Annotated in this window: 19 protein-coding genes; 10 read left to right on the top strand and 9 right to left on the bottom strand. The window is 65.6% G+C overall.

All coding sequences use genetic code 11. The annotated features are described in order from the left end of the window. Positions 1 to 55 precede the first annotated feature (55 nt). The 5 genes from WCY17_RS04505 (at position 56) to leuA (ending at position 6294) form a co-directional block, all read left to right on the top strand. Entirely contained in the window at positions 56 to 1342 is a 1287-nt protein-coding gene (locus WCY17_RS04505) for a DEAD/DEAH box helicase (protein WP_372700975.1), read from the top strand. Continuing rightward, positions 1339 to 2940 carry a peptide chain release factor 3 gene (locus WCY17_RS04500; RefSeq protein WP_372700974.1) on the top strand — a complete coding sequence of 534 codons (1602 nt, stop codon included), beginning with the start codon at positions 1339 to 1341 and terminating at the stop codon, positions 2938 to 2940. Before WCY17_RS04505 ends, WCY17_RS04500 begins: the two co-directional genes overlap by 4 nt. Positions 2941 to 3003: 63 nt before the next feature. Continuing rightward, positions 3004 to 3651: a hypothetical protein gene (locus tag WCY17_RS04495; RefSeq protein ID WP_372700973.1), complete on the top strand. Its 648-nt coding sequence runs from the start codon at positions 3004 to 3006 to the stop codon at positions 3649 to 3651. A 48-nt stretch (positions 3652 to 3699) separates the two neighbouring features. Then, the gene (locus WCY17_RS04490) at positions 3700 to 4266 is read left to right on the top strand and encodes a hypothetical protein (protein WP_372700972.1); all 567 of its coding nucleotides are present in this window, start codon (positions 3700 to 3702) and stop codon (positions 4264 to 4266) included. Positions 4267 to 4590: 324 nt separating this feature from the next. Next, positions 4591 to 6294, top strand: coding sequence for a 2-isopropylmalate synthase (leuA, locus tag WCY17_RS04485; protein ID WP_372700971.1), 1704 nt, complete (start codon positions 4591 to 4593; stop codon positions 6292 to 6294). Between the two features lie 86 nt (positions 6295 to 6380). Here leuA and WCY17_RS04480 read toward each other — a convergent pair whose 3' ends face one another. Genes WCY17_RS04480 through WCY17_RS04465 form a run of 4 tightly spaced genes read right to left on the bottom strand, consistent with a single transcriptional unit; the run spans position 6381 to position 13307 of the window. After that, positions 6381 to 7001 carry a thiol:disulfide interchange protein DsbA/DsbL gene (locus WCY17_RS04480; RefSeq protein WP_372700970.1) on the bottom strand — a complete coding sequence of 207 codons (621 nt, stop codon included), beginning with the start codon at positions 6999 to 7001 and terminating at the stop codon, positions 6381 to 6383. Positions 7002 to 7056: 55 nt separating this feature from the next. Next, a complete protein-coding gene (locus WCY17_RS04475) occupies positions 7057 to 7752 on the bottom strand; it encodes an SPOR domain-containing protein (protein WP_372700969.1) in 696 nt (231 codons plus the stop codon). Between the two features lie 3 nt (positions 7753 to 7755). Further along, a complete protein-coding gene (gene argS / locus WCY17_RS04470) occupies positions 7756 to 9435 on the bottom strand; it encodes an arginine--tRNA ligase (protein ID WP_372700968.1) in 1680 nt (559 codons plus the stop codon). Positions 9436 to 9476: 41 nt separating this feature from the next. Continuing rightward, the gene (locus tag WCY17_RS04465; RefSeq protein WP_372700967.1) at positions 9477 to 13307 is read right to left on the bottom strand and encodes a phospholipase effector Tle1 domain-containing protein; all 3831 of its coding nucleotides are present in this window, start codon (positions 13305 to 13307) and stop codon (positions 9477 to 9479) included. 122 nt (positions 13308 to 13429) lie between these two features. Between WCY17_RS04465 and WCY17_RS04460 the strand changes: the two genes are divergently transcribed. Next, on the top strand, positions 13430 to 13774 hold the full coding sequence (locus tag WCY17_RS04460) for a DUF1840 domain-containing protein (RefSeq protein WP_372700966.1): 345 nt from the start codon (positions 13430 to 13432) through the stop codon (positions 13772 to 13774). 91 nt (positions 13775 to 13865) lie between these two features. On the opposite strand, the gene WCY17_RS04455 is transcribed toward WCY17_RS04460, so the two are convergent. The 5 genes from WCY17_RS04455 to WCY17_RS04435 all read right to left on the bottom strand — a co-directional run bounded on the left by WCY17_RS04455 (position 13866) and on the right by WCY17_RS04435 (position 20235). Continuing rightward, on the bottom strand, positions 13866 to 15308 hold the full coding sequence (locus WCY17_RS04455; RefSeq protein ID WP_372700965.1) for a GTPase/DUF3482 domain-containing protein: 1443 nt from the start codon (positions 15306 to 15308) through the stop codon (positions 13866 to 13868). After that, entirely contained in the window at positions 15301 to 16710 is a 1410-nt protein-coding gene (locus WCY17_RS04450; protein WP_372700964.1) for a DUF2868 domain-containing protein, read from the bottom strand. The genes WCY17_RS04455 and WCY17_RS04450 overlap by 8 nt, the downstream gene beginning before the upstream one ends. A gap of 54 nt (positions 16711 to 16764) precedes the next feature. Further along, entirely contained in the window at positions 16765 to 17181 is a 417-nt protein-coding gene (locus WCY17_RS04445) for a DUF1850 domain-containing protein (protein ID WP_372700963.1), read from the bottom strand. Continuing rightward, entirely contained in the window at positions 17181 to 19202 is a 2022-nt protein-coding gene (locus WCY17_RS04440; RefSeq protein WP_372700962.1) for a TRAP transporter permease, read from the bottom strand. Before WCY17_RS04440 ends, WCY17_RS04445 begins: the two co-directional genes overlap by 1 nt. A 76-nt stretch (positions 19203 to 19278) precedes the next feature. Beyond that, positions 19279 to 20235 carry a TAXI family TRAP transporter solute-binding subunit gene (locus WCY17_RS04435; protein ID WP_372700961.1) on the bottom strand — a complete coding sequence of 319 codons (957 nt, stop codon included), beginning with the start codon at positions 20233 to 20235 and terminating at the stop codon, positions 19279 to 19281. A gap of 93 nt (positions 20236 to 20328) precedes the next feature. Here WCY17_RS04435 and WCY17_RS04430 point away from each other — a divergent pair, with 93 nt between their 5' ends. The 4 genes from WCY17_RS04430 (at position 20329) to hemE (ending at position 25881) form a co-directional block, all read left to right on the top strand. After that, positions 20329 to 21768, top strand: a complete 1440-nt coding sequence (locus tag WCY17_RS04430) for a chloride channel protein (RefSeq protein WP_372700960.1) — start codon at positions 20329 to 20331, stop codon at positions 21766 to 21768. Continuing rightward, a complete protein-coding gene (locus WCY17_RS04425; RefSeq protein ID WP_372700959.1) occupies positions 21707 to 23773 on the top strand; it encodes a cation:proton antiporter in 2067 nt (688 codons plus the stop codon). The genes WCY17_RS04430 and WCY17_RS04425 overlap by 62 nt, the downstream gene beginning before the upstream one ends. A 142-nt stretch (positions 23774 to 23915) precedes the next feature. Continuing rightward, on the top strand, positions 23916 to 24716 hold the full coding sequence (locus WCY17_RS04420) for a hypothetical protein (RefSeq protein ID WP_372700958.1): 801 nt from the start codon (positions 23916 to 23918) through the stop codon (positions 24714 to 24716). Positions 24717 to 24816: 100 nt separating this feature from the next. Continuing rightward, positions 24817 to 25881, top strand: a complete 1065-nt coding sequence (gene hemE / locus WCY17_RS04415; RefSeq protein ID WP_372700957.1) for a uroporphyrinogen decarboxylase — start codon at positions 24817 to 24819, stop codon at positions 25879 to 25881. Positions 25882 to 26244: the final 363 nt, after the last annotated feature.

Genomic DNA, 26244 nt, shown 5'->3' with positions numbered 1-26244 from the left:
GGCCCCGATTGGCATCGCCCGCTCCGGGTGATGGGCGTCGCTGGAGCCACTCGATTTGAATTCCGAACTTTCCTTCGCCGATCTCGGTCTGGCCGAACCCTTGCTGCGCGCCGTGCGCGAAGCGGGCTATACGCACCCTACACCCATCCAGGCACAGGCGATTCCGCACGTGCTGCACGGTACCGATCTGCTGGCCGCAGCACAGACCGGGACTGGCAAGACCGCCGGTTTCACGCTGCCCATTCTGGATCATCTGCTGCGCCATCCTCAAAAGGGGCGCGCGTCCGGGCGGCCGCGCGTGCTGGTGCTGACACCCACGCGCGAACTGGCTGCGCAAGTCGAGGAGTCCGTGCGCCTGTACGCGCACCATACGCGCATCCAGTCGCTGGTCATCTTTGGCGGGGTGAACATCAACCCACAGATCACCGCCCTGAAAAAGCCCGTGGATATTCTGGTGGCCACGCCGGGGCGCCTGCTCGATCATGTCAGCCAGAAAACGCTGGATCTGTCAGGTGTGGAAATCCTGGTGCTCGACGAAGCGGATCGCATGCTGGACATGGGCTTCATCCATGATGTCCGCCGCATCCTGCGTCTGCTGCCCCGGACACGCCAGAGCCTGCTGTTCTCGGCCACCTTCTCGGATGAAATCCGTGCCCTGGCCCAGGGCATGCTCGATCAACCCCAGGAAGTATCCGTGGCGCGCCGCAATGCCGCCAGCGGGCTGGTACGCCAGAAGGTCGTGATGGCCCGGCAGGGCGACAAGCGCGATCTCCTGAGCCATATCATTCGCGAAAGCGGCTGGCATCAGGTGCTGGTATTCACGCGCACCAAGCATGGCGCCAATCGTCTGGCAGAAAAACTGGTCAAGGATGGGCTGTCGGCGGCCGCGATTCATGGCAACAAGAGCCAGTCTGCCCGCACCAGGGCCCTGAGCGGCTTCAAGGATGGCACGGTGGCCGTGCTCGTGGCCACCGACATTGCCGCCCGTGGCCTGGATATCGAGCAATTGCCGCAAGTCGTCAATTTCGAGCTGCCCAACGTGCCCGAAGACTATGTGCACCGCATCGGCCGGACGGGGCGGGCTGGCAGCCCGGGTTCGGCCCTGTCTCTGGTGGATGATTCCGAAGTCAAGCTGTTGCGTGCCATCGAGCGCCTCACCCGGCAGAATCTCGAACCGATCACGATAGCCGGCTGGGTGCCGCCGGTGCCGTCGGCCGAAGCGTCCGACTCCGAGGTGGCCACTGCGGCGGCGCGCCCACGCGGCCACCGGGAGAATCCCGCCGGCCGGACCCAGCGGGCACGACGCGGCAGAACGCCGTCGACGGCGGGCCGGCGCGCATGAATCCACGCCAGGAAGTCGGCCGCCGCCGTACTTTTGCCATCATTTCACACCCCGATGCCGGCAAGACGACGCTGACCGAGAAACTGCTGCTGTTCGCTGGCGCCATCCAGATCGCCGGCAGCGTGAAGGCGCGCAAGGCGAGCCGGCACGCCGCGTCCGACTGGATGGAGATCGAAAAGCAGCGCGGCATTTCCGTGGCCTCGTCGGTCATGCAGATGGAATACCGCGATTGCGTGATCAACCTGCTGGACACGCCGGGCCACCAGGATTTTTCCGAAGACACCTACCGCGTCCTGACGGCCGTGGATGCCGCCCTCATGGTGATCGATGCCGCCAATGGGGTCGAACCGCAAACGATACGGCTGCTGCAGGTGTGCCGGGCGCGCAACACGCCCATCATCACGTTCATCAACAAGCTGGACCGCGAGGTGCGCGAGCCCCTGGATCTGCTCTCCGAGATCGAGGCTCATCTCCAGATGGATGCCGTGCCATTTTCCTGGCCGGTCGGCATGGGGCGCCATTTTGGCGGGGTCTTCGACCTGCGCCATGATCACATGCGGGTTTTCAGGCCGGGCGCCGAGCGCCATCGCGATGATGACGAAACGCTGTCCGGCCTCGATAATCCGGTCTTGTCGACGCGCTTTGGCGATGCGTGGCGCAAGGCCCGCGAAGAGATTGATCTGATCACCGGGGCCGTGCCTGCGTTCGATCGCGAGGCGTTCCTGGCCGGTCGCCAGACGCCGGTGTTCTTCGGTTCGGCCATCAACAATTTTGGCGTGCGTGAAGTGCTGGATGCGCTGGTCGAGCAGGCGCCGCCACCCGGGCCGCGCAAGGCGCTGCAGCGCGAGGTGCGGCCCGAAGAGCCGCGTTTCACGGGGATGGTCTTCAAGGTGCAGGCCAATATGGATCCCGCGCACCGGGACAGGGTGGCATTCGTGCGCGTCAGCTCGGGTCGTTTCGAGCGCGGCATGCGCCTGAAAGTGGCCCGCACGGGCAAGGAAATCCGGCCGAACAATGTGGTGTCGTTCCTGTCCCAGCGGCGCGAGATCGTGGATGAAGCCTGGGCGGGCGACATCATCGGCATACCGAACCATGGCATGCTGCAGCTGGGCGACGTGCTGACCGAAGGCGAGACGCTCACGTTCACCGGCCTGCCGTTTTTCGCCCCCGAGCTGTTTCAGTCGGTCGAAGTGCGCGATCCTCTGCGTACCAAGCAGTTGCGTACCGGCCTGACCCAGCTTGGGGAAGAGGGGGCCATCCAGGTGTTCCGTCCGGACATGGCGGGCGGCGCGCTCCTGCTCGGCGCCGTGGGCCAGCTGCAGTTCGAGGTGGTGGCGCAGCGGCTGAAGACCGAGTATGCCGTAGACGCCCGCATGGCCCCCTCACGCTACAGCCTGGCGCGTTGGGTGACCAGCAAGGATCCCGCTGCGCTGCGCAAGTTCATGGCCGCCAATGCAGCCAACATGGCGCATGATGTTGTGGATGCGCCCGCTTTCCTGGCGACGTCGGGCGCGCAGCTGCGCATCGCCATGGAGCGCAATCCGGAGATCGAGTTTCATGCCATGCGCGAGCATGCCGGCCATTTCTTCTCGGGCTGACCGGCGCGCTGCTTTCGATACAATGCTCATATCCTCTGCACATGACCTCGAGGCGAGCATTTCATGTCCTGGCGTCTGATCATTGCCTTCCTGTTGCTGGCTGCAGGCTTTTCGGCCTGGGGTGGCCTGCAACTGGGCGATTGGCTGATTGCGCACGGTCCCACACAGATTCAGATGCCGGCCCACCACCCAGAGCTCGACAGCAGCGCGAGCCTGGATGCACAGGGCCGGCCCTTTGTCGCCACAGCCCCGCAGCTGCTGCCCAATGGCCGGCAGGGGGTACCCAGCATGATGCCGCCCGTCGATTGGTCGATCGAGACCACTTCGCTCATGGAGCAGGCCGGCCCCATTGCGCTGGCCACCACGACCATCACCCTCGATCAGGCCATAGAGCAGGCTGCCCTCAGGCAGATGGGGGGCGCGCCGGCAGACCCGCTGGCTGGCATCGGGGTGCCGGGCGGCGGCCATTTCGTGCAGCCGATCGACGTCACCGAGCCCTCCATGTCGCCCGATGGCCCCCCTGTCGGCCGTACGGGTCAGGTTGGTGGGGGCTCGTGGCAGGCCGAGTTCCGTGCCGAGCTCAAGGCCTGTGAAAACGTGGGCTTCTTCTCGCGCCCATCCTGCGCATGGGCGGTGCGCAACCAGTACTGTGAGCCCAATGCAGCCTGGGGCAAGGTCGAGGGCTGCCCTGCCAGGAAATCCGATTTCTGATGTGCTCCCGGCTTCCGATGATCCCACCCGATGGACCCTGTCGACATCATGCATACTGACCCCATGGCCACCGAACCCGCCCCCACGCGCGAAGATCGCCGCCTGTTGCGTCGTACGGTGCTGGCGCACCTGCTGGGCATCTGGGTGCTCATCCTGGTTCTGGTGCTGCTCATCGCCTGGGGTTGGGCACGGCTCGCACAGGCCGTGCTGGCATTCGGCCTGGATTTCGATTTCCGGCGTTTCAATGTGGCCGGCCCCGAAGCCCTGTCGATGCTCGAGCGCATCAATCCCTGGTTCTGGTGGGTTCTGGTGGGTCTGCTCACACTGATCGTGTTGCGCATTCTGTTTGCCCTGGGGCGCAGCCTGCTGGCCCATGCACGCCTGCGCAGGGTCCGCCCAGAGGCCTTTCAGAGGCTCGCGGGGCAGTTGTCCGCGCCCGCACTCGATGTACTTTTATGGGCCTGGCCCAGCACGGATGAACCGCTGCGTGTTGGCGATGTACAACACGCAGCGGCGGAACTGGTTGCCCACCGGGCCACGCGCCTGCAGACGGCCCGCCATCAGCGTCGTGTCCTGCAGGATGCCCTGCAGGCACGACAGAGCGGGCAGCCCTGATGGGCCGCAGAAACGGCATTGGATGGCAGCATGTGCATTGCTCAGGCCGGTTCGGCCGCGTTTTGTGCTTGCATTTTCGTCAAGAATGTGTTCGACTTTCGGCTATGGACACTTCCTGCACACACCCCGATCCAGCCGCCGACACGCCCGTGTCGGGGCGTGTGTGTGCCCGGGTGGCGCCTGCCATCCCGCTTCTGCTGCCCCTGTCGGGCCTGCTGCTGCTAACGATCGGTTGCCGGGCCTAGCGCCACGTGGCAGTCCGGCAACCTGATGCGCCACTTTTTCCCTGGCCCGTGATCCGGGCAGACACCGACAGGTACAGCAATGATCAAGAATCCCGCCACAAAATACGTCCCGTTTGCGCCGTTCGCGCATGACTTCTCCGAACGCACCTGGCCCAGCCGCCGCATCACGACGCCACCCATCTGGATGAGCACCGATTTGCGCGACGGCAACCAGGCCCTCATCGAGCCCATGAGCGTAGAGCGCAAGCTGCGGTTCTTCCGTCAGCTCGTCAAGATCGGCTTCAAGGAGATCGAGGTGGGCTTCCCCTCGGCCTCGCAGACGGATTTCGATTTCGTGCGCACGCTGGTCGATGAAGGACACATTCCGGATGACGTCACCATCATCGCGCTCACCCAGTCGCGCGACGACCTGATCGCACGCACCGTCGAGTCCTGTGCGGGCGCGCGCCACGCCATCATTCACTTGTACAACGCCTGTGCCCCGGCCTTTCGCAAGATCGTCTTTCGCATGAGCCGTGACGAAGTGCGCGCCATCGCGGTCGAAGGCACGCGGGTCGTGAAGGCCGAAATGGCCAAACATCCGGAAACGCACTGGCGCTACGAGTATTCTCCGGAAGTATTCAGCACCACCGAGCCCGAGTTTGCCCTGGATGTCTGCAACGCGGTGGTGCAGGCCTGGCAACCCACGGTCGAAGACAGGATCATCCTCAACCTGCCGGCAACCATCGAAGCGACCACGCCCAATCTGTATGCCGACCAGATCGAGTGGATGCACACCCACCTGAACGAGCGCGACAAGATCGTGCTCAGCGTGCATCCGCACAACGATCGCGGTACCGCCGTTGCAGCGGCTGAATTTGCGGTCATGGCCGGGGCCGACCGGATCGAGGGCTGCCTGTTCGGCAATGGCGAGCGCACAGGCAACGTGGACCTGGTCACGCTGGCGCTCAATCTGTATACGCAGGGGGTGCATCCGGGGCTCGATTTCTCGGATATCGACGAGGTGCGGCGCTGTGTCGAGCACTGCAACCAGTTGCCGGTGCATCCGCGCCACCCGTATGCCGGGGATCTGGTCTTCACGGCGTTTTCCGGTTCGCACCAGGACGCCATCAAGAAGGGCTTTGCGGTCCAGCAGGCGGATGCCGTCTGGGAAGTGCCCTATCTGCCCATCGATCCGGCCGATCTGGGCCGCAGCTATGACGCCGTCATACGCGTCAACAGCCAGTCAGGCAAGGGCGGGGTGTCCTATCTGCTCGAACAGGAACACGGCCTGGTCCTGCCGCGCCGCCTGCAGATCGAATTCAGCCGCGCGATTCAGCGGGTCACCGATGAAACCGGCTGCGAGGTCACATCCAGGGATGTGCATGACATCTTCTGCAGAGAATACCTGGATCTCGATGCGCCTGTGCGGTTGATTCGCCACCGTATCACGGGCAGCCCGAAGGCCACCGGGCAGAAGCAGTTCATGATCGAACTCGAGGTCTCGGTCGATGGCCAGATCCGCAATGTGTCAGGCCAGGGTGATGGCGCGATCTCGGCCTTCATCCAGGCCCTGGGGATCGATGCCCGGGTCATGGACTATCAAGAACATGCCATCGGCACAGGTACCGATACGCGGGCCGCGTCGTATGTCGAAATGCGTATCGATGGCGGGGCCAGCGGTTTCGGGGTCGGGGTGCACGAAGATATCGTGACGTCTTCGTTCATGGCGATCCTGAGCGCCATCAATCGCCATGCTGCGGCGGGCCACCCGATCCGCGTGCAGGATTCGGTGGCCGCCTGAGTGTCCGTACGGATCCTGATGCGGCGCCGACGCTTCGGTGCCGCATCAGGATCCTGTATCGGGGCGGGGTCTCGATCAGGGCGGGCTCAGGAGCCGGCCAGAACTTCCTTCAGGAGGCGGTCGGCTTCATCGACTGCGCCCTGGTAGCTGCCCGTGTGAGACGGTGACGTCACGTAGCGGCCTGCAATGGCCAATGACGGCGTCCCGTCGATCCTGTAGGATTTGGTCAGCTCGTCTGCGCGCCGGATCTTGGCCTGCACCCCGAACGAATTGAACACGTCCGCGAACGTATCGCGATCCACCCCGTGGGCCGCGACCCAGTCGATGATGTCATCGGCGCTGAAGATCTGCTTGCGCTCTTCGTGAATCGCCTTGAAGGCTGCGGCATGCAGGTCCATGCGATCGATGGCCTCGAGGGCATAGAACAGCTTCTGCAGATCCTGCATGCCGGCATTGAAGGCAACCGGAACCCCCTTGAAGACCACGTTGTCGGGCAGGGTGGCTGTCCAGGTCTCGAGCAGGGGTTCGATGCGGGCGCAGTGGGGGCACGAGTATGAGAAGAACTCGAGCACTTCGACCTTGCCCGGGGTGTCCGAGGGCTGGACGGGATCCAGGGTGTCGAAGGTGGCGGCGTGTGCCGGCGACAGGGCCAGGGCACTGAGGCCCAGCGTGACGGTGGCTGCGATGCGGAAAAGTAGGGCTTTCATGGTCTGGATTCCTGCAAGAGTATGAATGAAGGATCGGCACCTGGCCTGGCTGCAGTCACGGCCGGACGACAGCCGATTCGATGTTCTCGTTGCCCAGGCGGCTGCGGGCGCGGTTCATTTCGTCGATGCCCTTGAAGGGGCCCACGCGGACACGATGGATGGGGGCATCGTTGGCGGTGCCGGCTTCGATGCGCACCGGGAAACCGAGCAGCACCACGCGAGCCAGCATGGTTTCGGCCTCGTTTTCGGAACGGAAGGCGCCCGTTTGCAGATAATACGTGGTCTGCGTGCCGGCGGCCGTGCCGCCTGCGGGCGCAGGGGGCGGCGGAGGCGGTGGCGGCAGCCGGCGTTCTGCCGGGCGGGCATCGGCGGGCCCGGGCGTTGCATCGGTGCCAGGCGCAGAATCATTGCCGCTGCGGTTGCCCAGGCCTGCAATCAGGCTGCTGATGCCATCGGGCCCAGTGCTCTGGCCATCGGGGGCGGGTGTGCCCAGCCCGCTGCCACCCTGGGCAGTGCTGCGGCTGCCCGCCGGCCCGTTCTTGCCGTACAGGGCAATGTTCGGATCGGGCGCATTGGCCACGTCCGGCAGGAGTGTACCGGGCGGATTGCGGCTGGCCTTGTCCTTGAAGGGCATGGGGGCCTGGGTCACGAACAGCGCCACGGCCACGGCCGCCCCCACGCCCAGCACCATGCCCACGACGAGCAGGAGCCAGTTGGCCGAGCGGGGTGAGGATTTCTTTTTGCGCGCCATGGCCTACATGTGCTCCGGCGCACTGACGCCGAGCAGGCCCAGGCCATTGGCAATGACCTGGGCCGTGGATCGGGCCAGTTCCAGCCGTGCGGCGGCCAGCGGGGCCTCGTCGACCAGGATGCGTTCGGCGTTGTACCAGGCATGAAAGTCGGCGGCGCAGTCGCGCAGCCAGAAGGCCAGCTGGTGTGGGGCGAGTTCATTGGCGGCCTGGGTCAGTACCCCCGGATATTCGGCCAGGCGTTTCAGAAGGGTGATTTCGGTCGTCGACACAAGACGGCTGAGGTCGGCCTGCTGGCGGCTTGCCGCTGCGTTCTGGCGCAGCAGCGAATGGATGCGGGCGTGGGCATACTGGATGTAGTACACCGGGTTTTCTTCGCTGTGCGATAGCGCAAGATCGATATCGAAGACGAATTCGGCATCGGCGCGGCGCATGGCGAGGAAAAACCGCACGGCATCGCGCCCGACCCAGTCGATCAGGTCGCGCAGCGTGACATAGCTGCCGGCGCGCTTGGAAATCTTGACTTCGGCGCCGTCGCGCATGACGCGCACCATCTTGTGCAGCACGTAGGCTGGATAATCCGCCGGGATGCCCAGGCCCAGGCCCTGCAGGCCGGCCCGCACCCGGGCCACGGTGCCGTGATGGTCGCTGCCCTGGATGTTGATCGCGCGTCGGTACCCGCGTTCCCATTTGGTGACGTGGTAGGCGACATCCGGCACGAAATACGTGTAGCTGCCATCGGACTTGCGCATCACCCGGTCTTTGTCGTCTCCGGTGCCGAGTTCTGTCGTGCGCAGCCAGAGCGCGCCTTCGTGCTCGTAAGTGTGCCCGGCATCGATCAGCGCCTGGACGGTCTGTTCGACACGGCCATCGGCATAGAGTGAGCTTTCGAGATAGTAGTGGTCGAATTGCAGACCGAAGGCCTGCAAGTCGAGATCCTGCTCGTGGCGCAGGCTGGCCACGGCGAACCGGCGGATGGCTTCGAGATCATCTGCATCGCCGCTGGCCTGCACGGGCGTGCCGTCGCTGGCCTGTGCGGTGCCTTGCGCCAGATAGGCGCGGGCGATATCGGCGATGTACTCGCCCCGGTAGCCGTCTGCGGGATAGCCGGGGTCTTCGGGCTGCAGGCCACGCGCACGCGCCTGTACACTGACGGCCAGATTATGGATCTGATTGCCGGCATCGTTATAGTAGAACTCGCGCGTGACCTGCACCCCCTGGGTTGCGAACAGCCGGCACAGCGAATCACCCAGGGCCGCCTGGCGTGCGTGGCCCACGTGCAGCGGGCCAGTGGGATTGGCCGAGACGAACTCGATCAGCATGCGGACAGGCTGGGGCTGCCGGTGGCCAAACGAGGTGCCCTGTGTGGCGATTTCTGCCAGCACGGCCTGATGCGCTGCGGCGCTGAGGCGGAGGTTGATGAAACCGGGCCCGGCAACCTCGGCGTGGGCGATCAGCGCCCGGGCGCCGTCGAGAGCCACCAGCGCGCTGACGATGCCCTGCGCGAGTTCGCGCGGCTTGCGCTGCGCCAGGCGGGCCAGTTGCATGGCGACATTGCAGGCCACATCGCCATGGGCGGCCACCTTGGGACGCTCGAGCGCGATGTCTGCGTCTACGCCGGGCAGCACCGTGGCGAGGGCCTGGTGAAACAAGGCGATGAGTTGGGCGTGTTGCTGATCCAGCATGGTATCCGTGCATGAAAGACTCCCGAAATGATAGCCTGATTTCAAAGCGGCTGTGGCTGGGCCAGAGGTGCAGGCAAGCCCCATTGGGCCTGCAGCCAGCGTGCATAGGCCTGCATGTCGACCTGACCGACCACATTGCCGGCCTGGCCGGATTGATCGATGCGTTCGATGAAAGCCTCGAAGAGCTGGCGCTGGGCCTGACCCAGCACCGGGTCGGTGCCTTGCAGGCCCAGCGAGCGGGTCGCCGAATCCTGGATCAAGCGGTCGCCGGGCGCCAGGCCGCGCAGCAGCGGGGCGCGTTCGTCGTGCAGCAGCGGCTGGCTGACATTGCGGTCATCGGCTGACAGCGCAGCCAGTGGGACCTCGGCCGCCAGGGCCTGCCAGACCATCCAGTTCAGGGCCACGTCGGACAGGTCGCCCCTGGTATCGGTGGATGCCGGCAGATCGCTGAACAGGCCGCCGCCGATGTCCGAGTGCGCGCCGATGAACGGCGCTTCGATGGTGTGCCCGGCGGCGCTGTCGCGCACCGAAACCAGCGGAAACAGCACGCGGTATTCGTGTGTGGCGACCGCATGGGCCACCCATTGCCAGGCCCCTGCGATGCTCAGGTCGTAGCCGGCATTGGCCGAGCCCAACAGGCCGAATTGTGCGACGGTGTCGAACAGGCCCATGAAGCGCAGATCGACGCACAGGCCGATGGTGCCACGCAGTGGGTCGTCGTAGGAGAACCAGCCCCCTTGTGTATTGCGGGCAATGCGGTTGGCGAATTCGCGCGCCAGGGCTGCGCCGCGCGAAAACCCCAGAATGTCGATGGGCAGCGGGGTCGGCAGGCCACGGGCAGTTTCCATGGCATTCAGCAGGGATTGCCATTGATTCTTCAGGATCTGCTGGCTGCTGGCGGCGGTGACGGCATCCCAGGTGAGGTAGCCGGCCCGGCCGGGGCCGGCATGATAGTACGCCGCCCCGTCGGCGTAGATCTGGGCCAGCTTCCAGACGTTGCTGCCGGCGGCCGCGTTCTGCCGGGTGCCGTCAAAGGCCAGCAGTATCAGCCCCAGCGGATCGGCATGGCGCAGAAACTGCTGGGCGCCATGGCCCAGGGCCTGCTGCCCGGGGAGCGGACCCAGCGGGTCTGGCTCGAGATAATGGCCGCGCTCGGGCAGATAGGTGCGAAAGACGTTGTCGTACCAGCCGGTGGCCGGGTCTTCGACCTGGCCCGGGCGGCGCAGAGGGAATTGCAGATCCCCCGTCATCTGGAGGATCTGGCCGAAGCCGTCATGCACGGCCTGCCAGCGCACTGCGCCGTGCTCGTCTGTAATGCGTACGGGGGTGCCCTGCAGATCGGCATGGATGAAATACAGGCGTGTGCGGCCCTGTGCATCCGTCTGCAGAAGGCCGACCGGCACCTGATTGGCGTAGAGATAGCGCTGGCTGATCCCGAATGTGCCTGGCCGCGGTGCGTCCGCCGGATACCGCCACAGGCCGACGAGACGGTTGTCCAGATAATAGCGCTCGATGTGCATGCCGGCATACCGGCTGCGGATCTGGTGACCGCGGGCGTTGTAGTCATGGCGTGCGATCAGTTGGCCGTTCTGGCGCACCTCGGCGAGGCGCCCCTGAGTGTTGTACCGCAATGAACGCGTACCGATGGACAGGGGCAGGCCCGCAGGGTTGCGCATGATCGCCGGCAATGGTGTGGTGCGTCCGTTCTCGGCCCGGGCCAGCAGGCTGCCGTCCGGGCGCCAGGCCCACCACTGCCGTTTCGTGGCCTCGAATTGCCCGATTTGCCGATCCTGTGCGTCATGCGGGTAATGACGATCGAACAGCAACCCGCCCGGCTTGTGCCATTGGCCATGCCGGGTGATGCGACCCTTGCGATCGAGGGCCAGCTGCTGGCCCCACAAGGGCGTGTCACCACGCGACAGCACCAGCTGGCTGGCCTGGCCATCGCCATTGGCACGCCCCTGCAGGTGCAGGCCGTTGCCGTAGCGGTAGCCGGCCAGGCCGGGGAGGGTGTCAAGGACTGGATGAATGCGGCCTTGCGGGTCTTCCCAGCTCAGGCTGCGCAAGGTGGCTGGATCTGACCAGCGGTAATGAAGCACGCCGCCTTCGGGCAGTTCGTGGCGCATCAGCCGGCCGCGGGCATCATGTTCGAAGCGCTCCTGGTAGCTCAGCGTGCTGCTGCCCTGCAGGGGGCGCTGCACCTGGTGAACACGCACCCGCCCCTGCTGGTCGCGTGCCAGCACCTCGGTTTCCATGGGGTGCACGAGGCGTTCGGGCCATGGCCCGCGCCATTGGATATGGATGTCCACAGCCTGTGCCTCGCGATCGGAATAGCGCAGCCGGGTGGGCCGGTGCGTGTCGTCGTGCAATACGGTCATGCGCCGGCCGTCGGCCCATTCGACGCGTTGCAAACGGCCAGCGGCGTCATGGTGCAGGCGGGTCTGCCCGGTGAGCACGCTGGCCCATGTGTGGCGCAGGCCCTTGGCATCATGATGCAGTTGCAGGCCGGGCCAGCCACCAGAGGCCTGGCGCAGGCTGCGCAGCTGGTCGCGCCGGTCGCGGCCCAGCGTCAGGTCACCGATGCGTGCCAGCCGGCCCTGTGTGTCGTGTTCGAAGACGGTCTCGTACGTGGGGCAGATCGGGCAGGCCTGGCCCTGGGCATATTGCAGGGTGGGGCGCCCGGCGCGCACGCTGTGGCGCAGCACGGCCCGGGCCGAACCCGCCTCGAGGCTCGTGCGCGTCGCGGGTGCGGGCGGGGTGACAGGACCAGGACCAGGACCAGGACCAAGGCCAGGATCAGTGCCTTCCGGGGGATGGCGTTCAGGCGCCTCATAATGAAGCCTGAGCGGGCTGGTCGTACCGTGCTCGCCGGCGATGGCCTGCACCACACGGCCTGCCGGGTCATAACCCCACGTGCGCACGCGCAGGGCCCGGCCATCGGCCTGTTGCAGGCTGATGCCGGTGATCAGACGGCGCTGCCCCGCCTGCAGCGGGGCCTCGTAGTGCAGGATGCGCCGCATGCCATCGGGGCGCTGGATCTCTTTCAGGCGCACGGGCTGGCCGACGTAGGTGTATGAAAAACGGCCCAGCGGTGTGTCCAGGGCAACCAGACGGGCGGCGCCATCGATGATCCGGTAATTCAGCAAGAGGGCCCCGGCCGGGTTGCCTACCCGTTTCAGAAGGCCCTCCAGTGCGGCATCGCTGGAGGCCGGACCGGGTTGCGTGCTGTGGTATTCGAGCTGCAGGCGTGGGCCGGCAGATCCGCCAATTGCCTTCAGGCGCCCACGATGATCGAACACCAGATGGCGTGCCCTGCCTTCGGGATCCATGGCGGAGGCATTGTGCCATTGCGGCTGTTCGGGGTCGGCAAGATCCAGCCAGCCGCTGGCTGCCGGCCCGGTGGCCCGGCCGTCGGGGTCGAAGCGCAGGCTGCGCCCATCAGGGAAATCGAGGCGCCAGCCGTCGGTGAGCGCGTGCAGCCGGATATCGTACTCGTGCTGCCAGCCGCGCCCCAATGGCCCGTCATTCAGGCGCCCGGCGCGATACAGCCGCACCCAGGACGGATGGCCGGCATACGTCGGCTGCGGCACATCGATTTCGCGCAGGAATTTCTCGCCACTGGGCAGGTGGATGGGATTGCCGAGGCCGGAATCCGGACCCGGTTCGTGTGCCGGCCCCAGTGGGCTGCTGGCCCCGCACGGGGCCTGTATGGCGGGCGCCTGACAGGTCAATGCGGCCTGCACGGCCATGGGCATCAGGGCCAGGGCAGACAGCAGGGTGCAGCGCGCAATCCGGCCGCGCGCCAGGCGCTGGCGGCACCGTCGAATGACGCATGCAAGCCGGGACGCATATGCTGAAACAGGGTGGGGCATGTCCTGGGTGGCCTGACGGCCGGGCTGTTGGCGAGATGGGATCCATTACGGTCTGATTGTTCATCTTGGCAGCCTGCGGGCGATGGGTTAGTGTATGGATATGTCCATTGCGGGAAATCACCATGCTTGTTGTGTTTCAGTCGAAATCGGCCGCCGAGGTGCTCATGTTCGCCCAGCACGCCCGGCCTATCCTGCAGGCGGCCGGCAAGGTATTCGATACGCCGGGGCTCCCCGAGCGCGGGGTGATCACCCGGGCGCAGTTGGATGCCGCCATCGCAGGGATCGAAAGCCTGATGGCTGCCGATGTCAGCCATGACGATCCGGATGATGACCACGATGATTCTGCCGAGCATCCGATTTCACGCCCGGTGGGCATGCGCCGGCGCGCCTGGCCGCTGTTGGCGATGTTGCGTCTGGCGCGCGAAGAGGGCGAGGACGTGACTTGGGAACCGGCCCCCATCTGGTGATGCCAGGCTGGTGATCCGGTGCCGGCCCGGGTTGGCATTGCGCAGCGGGGCTATCGGGGCTGCGGCCTGCCGGGCTGGGCCTTGCGCGCGATCACAGGTCGGCCTGCAGCGCCTGCACCAGGGCGGTGATCACGGCATCGCGCCGCTCGTCTGGCGCTGCGGGGCCCGCGATTGCACACCAGGCGGGCTGGCTGCGGGCTTCCTTCAGCAGATCCCCGGCTGGCGCAGGCAGCGTGGGTGCCGCTGCTCGTGACTCTTGCGGGGGTTCGGCAAGGTCGGGCGCCACTGCGGTGCCCGCAGCCCCGGCTGTTTCGGATCCGATGGCCTGGGTGGCTGCATGGCCACGCCGCTCCAGTGCCCGCAGCAGGGCCAGTTGCCGGATCGCCAGCAGCTGCAGAACAGGGTCATCCACGGTCATCTCGCGCCGCCCTGACAGCCGGGACACCAGCCGCCTGCCCCATTGCCCGGCGCCCTGCCACGTGCCGCCCAGGGCCGCGCCAAGCAATGTGGCCGCACCCAGGCTCAATCCGCCGGTCAGGACGTCCACGGTGGCGCCGGCCATGGCGCCCGTGGCCAGCCCTTTGCCGACCTGAATGCCAAACTGGCGCAACGCCTGCGGATGAAAGAGATCCATCCCCCAACGCTCGCCCTCGAGCGGCAGTTCGTGGTGCGGAAATGCAGCTCTGCTGAACTGGTACCGCTTCAGCATTGCGTCCACACAGCGCTGCTCGCGGCTGCGGACCTGCTGGCGCAAGGCACGGCTGGCTGCGGCCACGGCGGCGGGTTCATCCGTGCAGGACACGCGCAGGGCCGCGCTGTCGACCAGCAGTTCGGCGATCAGGTGCAATGCGTCATGCCGGCGCTGAGCCTGTTCGGCCTGCAGGTGTGCCTGCAGGCGTTGCAGCGTGGTGTCGTGGCGCTCGAGCAGCAGGCCCAGGCGCTGCAGCAGGTGTGCTTCGCCATCCACGGGTGGCACGACCGTGTCGAAATCCACGCTGACGTGCAGGCCCTGTCGGGCCAGCGCGGTGCGCCAGGCCGTCGGATCAGCCTGCGACGTGTGGGTGAAATTGAGCACGGGCAGCAGGGGGCGGCCGCACATGGCCAGCAGGGCCAGTTCGTCGCGATGCTTGGGCAAGACGGGATCCCGTGCATCGATGACATAGAGTGCGGCGTCGGCCTGCAGAACGGCCCGCAGCACGCGGCATTCCTGCTCGAACCTGTCCTGGGCCCGGGCGCTCTCGAGAAGCATGCGGATGCGTTCGGGGCCATCGGGCCGTGAACCAGCCGGCACCAGCGCATCCAGATAGTCCAGTGCGCCCATGGCGTCCTCGAGCCCCGGGGTGTCGCGCAGGATCATCAGGGCCTGGCCCCGGTCATCCAGCAGCCGGGCGCTTTCGACCTGACGTGTCGTGCCGGGCTGGTCCGCCACGGCACCGAAGTGTTCATCACGCAACAAGGTGCGCAGCAGTGAGGTCTTGCCGGTGTTGGTGTGTCCGACAACGGCCAGGTCCACGGCTTTGATCGGTTCAGTCATGCATTGGGCCCCCCGCGGCGTTGAGCGGCGACGACGGGTCCGCCAGCATGGGGATGCCCCGGTCGGCCAGCGCCTGCTGCCAGATGGCCAGACGCGCCGGCGTGGCGCCACCCAGACAGGTCACCTGCAGGCCCGGGCACAGGGTGTGAAGTTCCTCGAACCAGTGGAGGGTGCCCCGATCGGGTGTCAGGCGGGCATCGCAGAAAAGCACCAGCCGCGCCGGCGGGGGATCCAGGAGGTGGCGCACGCGCTGGCGATCGTCACGGTCATCGCTGCGGCCCAGATTCTGGATGCCTGCCGACAGACCGGGCGGCGGCCAGACGAGATCGGGCCCCAGTTCATGCGCCAGTATGGCCGTATTGCCACTCAGTGGATCGGTCAGAGGCCTCGATGCCCGATGTGCTGCGCGGGTCGGGGCCGGCTGATCGGTGCCCAGGGACTCATGCCGTGGGGCCAGGCGCTCGCGCAGCTCGACCCAGCCCGGCAGGGTCGGATCGATGCGCAGCCTGCGCAGGCGGTGGCGCAATTCGACCGCACAGGCCAACAGGGCGAGCACGCGCGGCAACAGGCCCCACGTGAGCACGCACCCGACCAGCCAGAGCGACCAGTCTGCCTGCACGGTGGCGGATGCGGCGGCATCGTTCAGGCTGGCTGCGATGCCTGCGGCGGAGGGTATGGGAAATCCGAACCAGGCGGGCAGCGCGCCCAGCCAATGGGTCAGGTGGGTGAATGCCCCCGGCGAGAGCAGCGTGGTCTCCCAGTGAAAGCGGTATTGGCGTGTGCTGAGCAAAAGCACGAGCGTAGACAGCATGCCCAGAAACACCGCACACCACAGCGCATGACTGATCAGCCCCATGGCTGCGGCGGTGGCGCGGGCCCGGCCCAGCAGCGAGAGCAGGGCCTGGCCGGCCAGGGCCGCGTCCGGGCCACGCGCCAGGCGGCGGGTCAGCCAGAGCCACAGTGAGGCGAGGCCGTGACCACCGGACAGCGCCGGCAGCCGGCTGAGCAGCCACAGAGCGTACGTCAGGAGATGCAGCCCGAGCAGACCGGTGAGCGCCAGCGCGAGGTTGATGCGGCCGCCCTGTTGCGCCAGTACGGTGGCCGCCGTGCCGGCGCCGGTGGCGCAGGCCATGGCCAGCAGCAGGATCATGGCCCAGCGGGCGCCGTGTGCCCAGTGCTGCAGGTGTTGTCGCAGACCGCTGTCGGATGCCAGGCAGTGGGCCCGCCACAGGATGCGGCCTGGCAGGTCGTCGGCCTGTGCGCAGGCCACCCGGCTGGCCTGGGCGTCATCCAGGGGCCCTTGGTAGGCCTCGTGCAGCCGGATGGCCTCGGCCAGCCAGCAGGCCATTGCGGGTTGGGCCGCCGGACCGGGATCAGGCGTGCCGTTGACAGGGTGTCTCATGCGGACAATACGCGTGACAGATGAAGCGCAACAAATGAAAGATGATACCGAGTTTCAGCGCGGTGCTTCGCAGGGCCGCAGTACGGTCACGCCGCCGTCCGAAGGCATGAGTGCCCGCAGTGGCCGGCACTGGCCGTGAACGCACCAGTCGTAATCGGGCACGAAGTGCGAGCGGGTCAGCCGCAGGGCCTGCAGGGGGGCCGTATGCGGCTGATAGGCATACCAGCCGTTGGCCAGCAACTGCGCATCGGCGGGGGGCTCCATGCCGGCGCCGGAGCCGCGGATCCGTGCCTGACCGGGGATCAGCATGATCTGTCCGTGCGGGTTGCGTTCGATGCGGTAGTCTTCTTCCCAGCGCTGCTTTTCGATCGAATGGGTCCAGGCCAGCGTGAAGTGCTCGCCAGGCAGGTAGCGCGGTGGCAGATCAGGCTGTGCGGCCAGGGTCAGGCAGGCGCCCAGGGCCAGCAGCATCAGGCCACCTGCGCGGGTTGCCTGTGCCGGCGCCAGCCCAGCGTGTGCCAGACCAGGAACAGCGCGCACGCGGCGAAGCCCAGTTCATCGCTGATCGGCAGTGCAGCCACCAGCAGAGCAGCTGCCAGCACCGCATAGAGGCGCTCCAGGGGATTGAGCCGCATGAGCAGAAAGCCGGTGACCCCCGCCCCCCAAAGGCCGATGGCCAGCAAGGCCTTGAAGATCACGTAGATCACGTCCAGTGGCCCGCCACCCTGGAGCATCAGGGCGGGTGTGTAAACCGCCATATAGGGCACCACGAAGCCGGCCACGGCCACCCTGAGGGCCTGGATGCTGATCTTCAGGCCGTCTTCCCGGGCAATCGGGGCGGCTGCAAAGGCCGCCAGCGCGACAGGGGGTGTCAGGTCGGCCATGATGCCGAAATAGAACACGAACATGTGCGAGATGATCAGGGGCACCCCGAGATTGAGCAGGATGGGGGCGGCGAGCGAACTGGTGATGATGTAATTGGGGATGGTGGGAATGCCCATGCCCAGCACCAGACAGGTGATCATGGTCAGGAACAGGGCCAGCAGCAGGTTGTTCTCGCCAATGGCGATGACCTCGCCGCCAAAGGCCGCCGCCACGCCGGTCAGGTTGATGATGCCGATGATCACCCCGACCAGAGCGCAGGCGATGGCCACCGACAGCGCGTTGCGCGCGCCCTCGGCCAGTGCATTGAGTGACAGGCGCAGTGCTTCGCGGCCATGACGGCGCAACAGCAGGATCATGGCCAGTACGGCAATGATCACAAAAAAGTCGGTGACGCCGAAGCGCACGAACCCTGCGCAGGCCACCCCCATCAAGAACCAGAACAGATAGCGCAGCACCAGCGGGCGAGCACCCTGGATGACCGCAGCGCCAAAGATCAGGATGACGGTCAGGCCCAGACCGATCGTGCCCGAGAACAACGGTGTGTAACCCGAAAACAGCAGGGCGACCAGCCCGATCAAGGGCAGCAGCAAGTACCAGCGCAGGCGCAGGGCTCGCCACGGATTGGGGCAATCTTCTTTTGCCAGACCATGCAGGCCCCGGCGGCCTGCTTCGAGGTGCACGGTCCAGAATGCAGTCGCAAAGTACAGAACGGCAGGGATGATGGCGGCCTTGATGACTTCGACATAGGCAATGTTGAGCGTTTCGGCCATGATGAACGCCACCGCCCCCATGACGGGCGGCATGATCTGCCCGCCCATGCTGGAGGTGGCCTCGACCCCGCCGGCGAAAGCCGGTGAATAGCCAAAGCGCTTCATGAGCGGGATGGTGAACTGCCCCGTGGTGACGACGTTGGCCACGCCCGAACCGTTGATGGTGCCCATCAGCCCCGAGCTGACCACCGACACCTTTGCCGGCCCGCCGCGCGTATGCCCCACGAGCCCCATGGCGAAGTCGCTGAACAGCGTGATCATGCCGGCCTGTTCCAGGAACGCGCCGAACAGGATGAAGAGGTAGATATAGGTGGACGACACATAGGTGGGCGTGCCGTAGATCCCTTCTACCCCGAAACTCATGGTGCTGACGATCTGGTCCAGACCGTAGCCCCGGTGCATGAGCGGATCGGGCAGGTACTGGCCAAACAGGCCATAGGCGAGGAAGAGGCCGCAGATGATGGGCAGGGCCCAGCCCATCATGCGGCGGGTGGCCTCGAACACCAGAACGATGGTGAGGATGCCCACCACCATGTCGGCATCGGTCATCTGGCCCGCCCGGGCGGTGAGGTCGGCTTCGAAGATCCAGTGGTAGAAACTGGTGACGAAGCCGATGAGACCGAGGAGCCAGCCCAGGCCCACGCGCCATGGGCTGCGGCCCTGCGAAAAAAGCGTGAAGATCATGAGCAGCACGAACCCCACGTGGATGGAGCGGATCACCTGACTGGACAGCGGGCTGTAGGCGGCCGTCCAGATCTGGAATGCCGAGAACACCACGGCGACCCAGAAGATGGCGCGTGGCAGGGGCCGGGTCAGGAGGTCGTGAGATTCGCTCATGGGGTTCCACGCAGAGGCGGCCCGGCCTGTGAGGTGCCGGACCGCCTGCAGTCTGCGATGACGGGCGTGCGCCCGATCACTGGATCAGGCCGACTTCCTTGAAGTAGCGTTCCGCCCCCGGGTGGACCGGGACGGGCATGCCCTTGAGGGCGTTCTTGATATCGATGGCCTTGGCTGCATTGTGCGCAGCCTTGAGTGTATCGAGCTGTTCGTAGAAGACCTTGGTCATTTCGTAGACCAGATCATCGGGTACGGTTTCGGCCGTGATCAGGAAGTTGGGCACCGCGACGGTGGGTGTGGCCGTGGTCTGACCCTCGTAGGTGTCGGCCGGGATCGTGGCGGGCTGATAGGCGGCGTTGCCGATTTTTTCGATCACGTCGACCGGAATCGGCACGATGACGATGCTCACGGACGTGGCCAGATCGCGGATGGAGGCCACCCCCAGGCCGGCCGATTGCAGCGTGACATCGAGTTGACGATTTTTCATGAGTTCGACCGATTCGCCGAACGGCAGGTATTCGACCTTGGAGAAGTCGTCGTAGCTCAGGCCGGCGGCCTTGAGCACGGCCCGGGCGTTGAGTTCGGTGCCCGAACGGGCCGCCCCCACCGAGATGCGCTTGCCCTTGAGGTCGGCCAGGGTCTTGATGCCCGAATCGGCATTGGCCACGATCTGGATGTAGTTGTTGTAGGTGCCCGTCATGCCGCGCAGCTTGGTGAGCGGGGCCTTGAAGCCGGCTTCGGCGTTGCCGGTATAGGCGTCGGCCACCGTGTCGGCCAGCGCAAAGGCCAGTTCGCCACGACCGGCCTCGAGCAGGTTCATGTTTTCGGCCGAAGCCTTGGTGACCTGTGCCGTGGATTTTGCATCGGGAATATGCTTGCTGTAGATTTGCGAGAGTGCGACCCCCAATGGGTAATACACGCCGCTTTGGCCGCCGGTGAGGATATTGATGAATTGGGTGGCTGCATGGGCCGGTGTGACGGCCACAGCCGCCATGGCCACGATGGCCGCAGCGAGCCAGTGGGTCTTGCGCATGATGGGTTTCCTTGTTGAATCCGTGGAATATACAGATGGTAACAGCCGCCTGTCTCAAGGCAACCCCGTAATCACCCTGAGCTATACTTTCTCATGCCCCGCATCGATCTTCTCGAGCCAACCGTCATGTTGGCCACGGTGGTGCAGTGGCTGATACTGGCCTCGCTCACCGGCCTGGTCGTGGGGGCCGGGGCCAGCGCCTTCCTGCACGCCCTGTTCTTCATGACGGGCCGGACACAATCCATGCCGTTGTGGTCCTACTGGCTGCTATTGCCGGCCGCAGGGCTGGCCAATGGCCTGCTCATGGGCTGGAGCCTGCGCTGCCAGCAGGCAGCGGGCCTGCGTGATTCCATCTTTGCGGCCGTCAACGAGCAGGGCGGGCGCATGCCCTGGCGCATTTTCTGGATCAAGCCGCTGGCGGCGATCATCACGCTGGCGAGCGGGGGCTCGGCGGGCAAGGAAGGGCCGTGCTCACACCTGGGGGCCACGCTGGGCGCCTGGCTGGGCCAGGTGTTCCGCCTCAATGTCGAACTGCGCCATCGCATCGTCGCCTGTGGCGTCAGCGCCGGTTTTGCCAGTGTGTTCGGCACGCCGATCGGGGGGGCGATCTACGGGGTCGAAATGCTGGTGATCGGGCGCATCCGCCATGATTTCCTGTTCCCTGCGCTGATTGCCGGGGTCACCGCGTTCCAGGTCAGCAAGGCCCTGGACATTCCCTACGAAGACTATGCCCTCGCCGTCCGGGGGCCGTTTTCCGAACCTCTGTTCCTGCGTACCTTGCTGATCGGCATTCTGTGCGGTCTGGTGTCGCGGTTTTTCGTGGATATGGTTCAGGCCGTACGCCGCTTCTGCCTGCGGGTGCAGGCGCGCTGGTCAATCTGGCCGCCCTTGATGCCGGTGGCCGGTGGTGTGGTCCTGGCCCTGCTGGTCACGCTGCAGGTGCCCACGGATTATCTGGGGTTGAGCCTGCCGCTCATGGATCAGGCCCTGGCAGGCGGCAGCGTCGCGGGCAGCGGTTTTTTCTGGAAAACGCTGCTGGTGGCCATCACGCTGGGCTCCGGCTTCTATGGCGGCATCGTCACGCCACAATTCGTGATTGGCGCGCTGACCGGCAACAGCCTGGGGCTTCTGTTCGGTATCGATCCTGCGCTCGGGGCAGCGGTCGGGCTGGTGTCGGTCGTCGCGGCGTGTTCCAATACGCCTCTGGCCGCCATCCTGATGGGGGTCGAGCTCTTTGGTGCCGAAACCGGCACGCTGTATGCAGCGGGTGCGGCCATCGCCGCCTACCTGATCATTGGCCACCGCAGTGTCTATCCGGATCAGCGGGTGGGCCATGCAAAATCGTCCTGGCTGCGGGCGCGCAGCGATATTCCCGTAGGGCAGGAAAAGATACACCTGTCCTGGGGGCTGGTGCGGGCCTGGCATCAGTGGCGCGCGCACGGCTGGCAGTCGCTGTGGCAGGCGCGGTCGCGTGGCCAGCGTCAAGAACCCTCCCCTGATTCCGTCCGACAATCCGATGATAGACAACCCTGAACTCGTACTGGCTGGTATCGGCGTGCTGGCGATGGGCGCCCAGTGGCTGGCCTGGCGGGTCGGTGTGCCCGCCATCCTGTTTCTGCTGCTTGCGGGTATTGCAGTGGGTCCGGTGGCGGGCTGGCTCGATCCCGATGCGCTGTTCGGCGACCTGCTCTTTCCTCTGGTGTCCCTGTCGGTGGCCGTGATTCTGTTCGAAGGCAGCCTGACCCTGCAATTTCATCAGCTGCGCGGTCTGCGTCGTGTCGTGCGCCGGCTGGTTGGCGTGGGCACGCTGATCAGTTGGGGCGTTGCGGCGTGGGCGGTTCATTTCTTTCTTGATTTTCCACCCGATCTGGCCATTCTGTTCGGGGCGATCACGGTGGTCACCGGGCCCACGGTGATCGCCCCGCTGCTGCGCACGGTTCGGCCCGTGGCGCCAGTCGCCCATGCCCTGCGCTGGGAAGGCATCCTGATCGATCCCATTGGTGCATTGCTGGCGGTGCTGGCCTACGATCTGGTGGTGGCCTTGCGCATGACGCAGGACTGGGGCTTTGCCTTGTGGGATTTCAGCATCACGCTGGTCACCGGCCTGGTGCTGGGCGTCATCGCCGGCAGCCTGCTGTCCACCTTGCTGCGCAGGGGCTGGGTGCCCGATGCCCTGCTCAATCTGACGGTTCTGGCCAGCGTCTTTGCTGCATTTTCGCTTTCCAACATGCTGCAGCACGAGTCCGGCCTGCTGACGGTGACCATCATGGGGATCTGGCTGGCCAATCGGCCCGGCATTCCGCTCGACGACATCCTCGAGTTCAAGGAAACGCTCAGCCAGATCCTGCTGTCGGCCCTGTTCATTCTGCTGGCTGCCCGCGTGGCGCCCGATCGCATGCTCGAACTGGGCTGGCCGGCGCTGGGGGTGCTGGCGGTCATGCTGTGGGTGGGGCGTCCGCTCAAGGTGGCGTTCTCGACCTGGGGTTCGGCGCTCAATTGGCGCGAGCGCAGCCTGCTGGCCTGGATCGCGCCGCGGGGCATCGTGGCCGCGGCTGTTTCAGCCCTGTTCGCCCTGCGCCTGGAGGCCATTTCGGTGCCCTACGGCGATCGATTGCTGCCCATGACCTTTCTGCTGATCATCGTCACCGTGGTCTGGCAGAGTCTGACGGCCCGTCCTGTGGCGCGCCTGCTCGGGGTGGCCGAGCCCGAACGGGTCGGGTTCCTGATTGCCGGTGCCAATCCCGTGGCGCGCGCCATCGGTCTTGCCCTGCACGAGCAGAAGATTCCCGTGCGGCTCTGTGACAGCGACTGGTACAGCCTGTCCAAGGCCCGCATGCTGGGCCTGCCCACGTACCACGGCATGCCCGTGTCCGAGCATGCACGGCACAATCTCGATACCACGGGGCTGGGCCGTTTGCTGGCCCTGGGCATGCGCGATCACGTGAACCAGCTGATTGCCGTACGCGGCCGTGACGAATATGGCAAGAAACGGGTCTTCAGCCTGCCGCGCTCCAGGGGGCCCGATACGGCCGAGAAGCATGCGCTGACCCCCGAGTATCGAGGTCGTACCCTGTTTGCCCCAGAGTTGGGGTACTGGACACTGTCGGCCCTGTTGTCGGCCGGGGCGCAGATCAAGGCCACCCGCCTGTCCGAGACCTTCGGCTTCAACCAATATCGCAAGGGCAGCGATGCAGGTGCCGTCATTCCACTGTTCGCCCTCAATCCGAAGGGATATGCACGTCCCTTCACGCTGGATCGGAGCCTGGAGCCAGAGGCGGGCTGGATGATCATCGGCCTGCATGTGCCCGCGGATGTGTCTGCGGATGTGTCTGCGGATGTGTCTGCGGATGTGTCCGCGGATGTACCCGTGGATGTACCCGTGGATGTGTCCGTCGATGTGTCCGCGGATGTACCCGTGGATGTACCCGTGGATGTACCCGCGGATGTACCCGTGGATGTACCCGTGGATGTACCCGTGGATGTACCCGTGGATGTACCCGTGGATGTGCGTGCGCCCGGGGTCCATGAAACGGTCTGACCCGGAACCCGTCCGCGAGGGCCGGACCCGGGGCGCCAGCATGCATTCGGGGTTATCCCTGCCGTATGTTTGCGAATGTGACAGCCGCACTCGAATGGCTACTCTGCACGCATGATACAACCCGATACAAGGAGACCTCATCATGCGTGAGCGACTTGACTGCGCCCTGCTGGCGCTCGAGCAGGATCACTGGGTCGACACCTGCCGCGGTACCCACGCGGGTGGCCGGCTGGTCCTGCATCCTCTGCAGGTCCGTGACAGGCCGGGCCAGCCCGGCCATGCCTGTGCCGAAGCCCGTCTGGCCGATCCCGCTCTGGCCCACGGGCGCTATGATGCCGCCCTGGTGCACGTGGATGAGCGCAGCCTGGGGGTGTGGCGCACTGCTTTGGCCGGTCGCATCGGGCGGCTGCCGGCTGTCGTCCTGGTCTATGCGGCAGATCTGCGGGCCCAGGCGGTGCGCGATCTGCTCACGCTCGGGGTCAGCGATTTTTCGCGCCCGCCATTCTGCCCCGAAGAATTGCGGGCGCGTATCGAACACGCGCTGCGGCGGCTGCGCCCGCTGGGGGTGGCCGAAAGTGATCCGGTCTATGGCGTGCAGGGCCTGGCCTTGCGCGCGTCCCAGCCAGCCAGTACGGGCCAGCCCGTCAGGCAGGCCATCACCGAGGCCGATCTGTGTGCGTCCATCCTCGAACGTTCAGGCAGCGAGCTCGAAGCCTATGCGGTTGCCCTGGCCATGCAGCGGGCCACGTCGAACGAATCGTTCCGGGCGGCCAAGGGGCACATCATTGCCCGCTTCGAGCGGGCCTATATCTGTGCCGCACTGGGCAGATACAGCGGCAACGTCACCATGGCCGCCCGCATGGCCCAGAAGCATCGCCGCGCGTTCTGGGCATTGATGCGCAAGCACGAAATCGACCCGGCGCCCTACCGGAACGGCACCTGATGCCGTGTGCGGGCCCGGTCGGCCCGGGTCAGGTGCACAGGCTGGTAAAATCTGGGCGGCCACCGTATCCGTGGCCTTTGCTTCATTACAGGATCGCAACGTGTCTCCGCTCAAGAATGATCTTTTCCTGCGTGCCCTGCTGCGTCAGCCGGTACCTCGGACGCCCTTGTGGATGATGCGGCAGGCTGGCCGCTATCTGGAAGAATACCGCCGTACGCGGGCACAGGCAGGGTCGTTCATGGCGCTCGCACAGAACCCCGAACTGGCCTGCGAGGTCACCTTGCAACCCCTGCGGCGGTTTGCACTGGATGCCGCGATCCTGTTCTCCGATATCCTGACCATTCCGGATGCCATGGGGCTGGGGCTGCAGTTCGTGGCCGGTGAAGGCCCGCAATTTGAACATCCCCTGCAGTCGGAAGCCGCAATCCGGCGTCTGCAGGTACCCGACATGGCGCATCTGCGCTATGTTTTCGACGCCGTCTCCCTGGTGCGTCGCGAACTGGCCGGTGCCGTGCCCCTGATCGGTTTCGCAGGCAGCCCGTTCACGCTGGCCTGCTACATGATCGAAGGCGCCGGTGGCACCGATTATCGCCGCATCAAGACCCTCATGTACCAGCGCCCCGACCTGCTGCACCAGGTGCTCGACATCAATGCCCGTGCGGTGCAGGTCTATCTGCACGAACAGATCCGGGCGGGTGCCCAGGCGATCATGATCTTCGACAGCTGGGGTGGGGTGCTGGCCCATGGCCTCTTCCAGGAATTCTCGCTGAACTACATGCAGCGCATTCTGGCAGGCCTGCCGCGCGAGCATGAAGGCCAGCGCATTCCGGCCATCGTGTTCACCAAGGGGGGCGGCCTGTGGCTTGAAGATCTCGCACGCTGTGGCGCGGATGCACTGGGTGTAGACTGGACGGTCAGTCTTGCGCGGGCCCGCCGGTGCACAGGTGATGCGGTTGCCTTGCAGGGCAATCTGGATCCCATGGCTTTGTTCGGGGGCGAACGGGCCATCCGGGCCGAGGTGGATCGGGTGCTGTCCGATTTCGGTGCAGTGGCCGGTGGCGGGCATGTCTTCAATCTGGGGCATGGCATTTCACAACACACGCCGCCCGACGCGGTTTCGATACTGGTCGATGCGGTGGGTCAGGCCAGCCCGGCCTATCACTGAGCCGGATACATGGTCGTGCAACCGCGCGGCCGGTTCATTGGGTGCCATGATCGTGCTGCACTGTGCTGCAGTGCACGAGGCCAGCCAGGTGCATTGCCCGCGCATGGGCGGCTGTCGGGGCTGCACATATTCCGTACCGGTGGTGTGCTTATGCACAATTGGGGTGATGTCAGGGTTTGCATGGATTGAACGAAGTGGATTCTTGGTTAATTCATTAAGCCATTGTTTAAAAATGATATTTGCCACTATTTGCCAGGTTTCCACAGCATGGCCAGACTATTGACTTTTATTCGGCAGGCTTTGTACCGCAGTTTTACACAAAGTTATCCACAGGCGGGGGGCATCCGGTCATCGATTTTCCCG

This window comes from Castellaniella sp. (genome assembly GCF_041677825.1).
Lineage (GTDB): Bacteria > Pseudomonadota > Gammaproteobacteria > Burkholderiales > Burkholderiaceae_B > Castellaniella.
This window is presented reverse-complemented; position numbering and strand designations above follow the sequence as displayed.

Bases quoted from the DNA above. Each gene is read 5' to 3' on its own strand.
- WCY17_RS04500 (WP_372700974.1), top strand. From the start codon at position 1,339: ATGAATCCACGCCAGGAAGTCGGCCGCCGCCGTACTTTTGCCATCATT.
- WCY17_RS04495 (WP_372700973.1), top strand. From the start codon at position 3,004: ATGTCCTGGCGTCTGATCATTGCCTTCCTGTTGCTGGCTGCAGGCTTT.
- WCY17_RS04490 (WP_372700972.1), top strand. From the start codon at position 3,700: ATGCATACTGACCCCATGGCCACCGAACCCGCCCCCACGCGCGAAGAT.
- leuA (WP_372700971.1), top strand. From the start codon at position 4,591: ATGATCAAGAATCCCGCCACAAAATACGTCCCGTTTGCGCCGTTCGCG.
- WCY17_RS04480 (WP_372700970.1), bottom strand. From the start codon at position 7,001: ATGAAAGCCCTACTTTTCCGCATCGCAGCCACCGTCACGCTGGGCCTC.
- WCY17_RS04475 (WP_372700969.1), bottom strand. From the start codon at position 7,752: ATGGCGCGCAAAAAGAAATCCTCACCCCGCTCGGCCAACTGGCTCCTG.
- argS (WP_372700968.1), bottom strand. From the start codon at position 9,435: ATGCTGGATCAGCAACACGCCCAACTCATCGCCTTGTTTCACCAGGCC.
- WCY17_RS04465 (WP_372700967.1), bottom strand. From the start codon at position 13,307: ATGCCCCACCCTGTTTCAGCATATGCGTCCCGGCTTGCATGCGTCATT.
- WCY17_RS04460 (WP_372700966.1), top strand. From the start codon at position 13,430: ATGCTTGTTGTGTTTCAGTCGAAATCGGCCGCCGAGGTGCTCATGTTC.
- WCY17_RS04455 (WP_372700965.1), bottom strand. From the start codon at position 15,308: ATGACTGAACCGATCAAAGCCGTGGACCTGGCCGTTGTCGGACACACC.
- WCY17_RS04450 (WP_372700964.1), bottom strand. From the start codon at position 16,710: ATGAGACACCCTGTCAACGGCACGCCTGATCCCGGTCCGGCGGCCCAA.
- WCY17_RS04445 (WP_372700963.1), bottom strand. From the start codon at position 17,181: ATGCTGCTGGCCCTGGGCGCCTGCCTGACCCTGGCCGCACAGCCTGAT.
- WCY17_RS04440 (WP_372700962.1), bottom strand. From the start codon at position 19,202: ATGAGCGAATCTCACGACCTCCTGACCCGGCCCCTGCCACGCGCCATC.
- WCY17_RS04435 (WP_372700961.1), bottom strand. From the start codon at position 20,235: ATGCGCAAGACCCACTGGCTCGCTGCGGCCATCGTGGCCATGGCGGCT.
- WCY17_RS04430 (WP_372700960.1), top strand. From the start codon at position 20,329: ATGCCCCGCATCGATCTTCTCGAGCCAACCGTCATGTTGGCCACGGTG.
- WCY17_RS04420 (WP_372700958.1), top strand. From the start codon at position 23,916: ATGCGTGAGCGACTTGACTGCGCCCTGCTGGCGCTCGAGCAGGATCAC.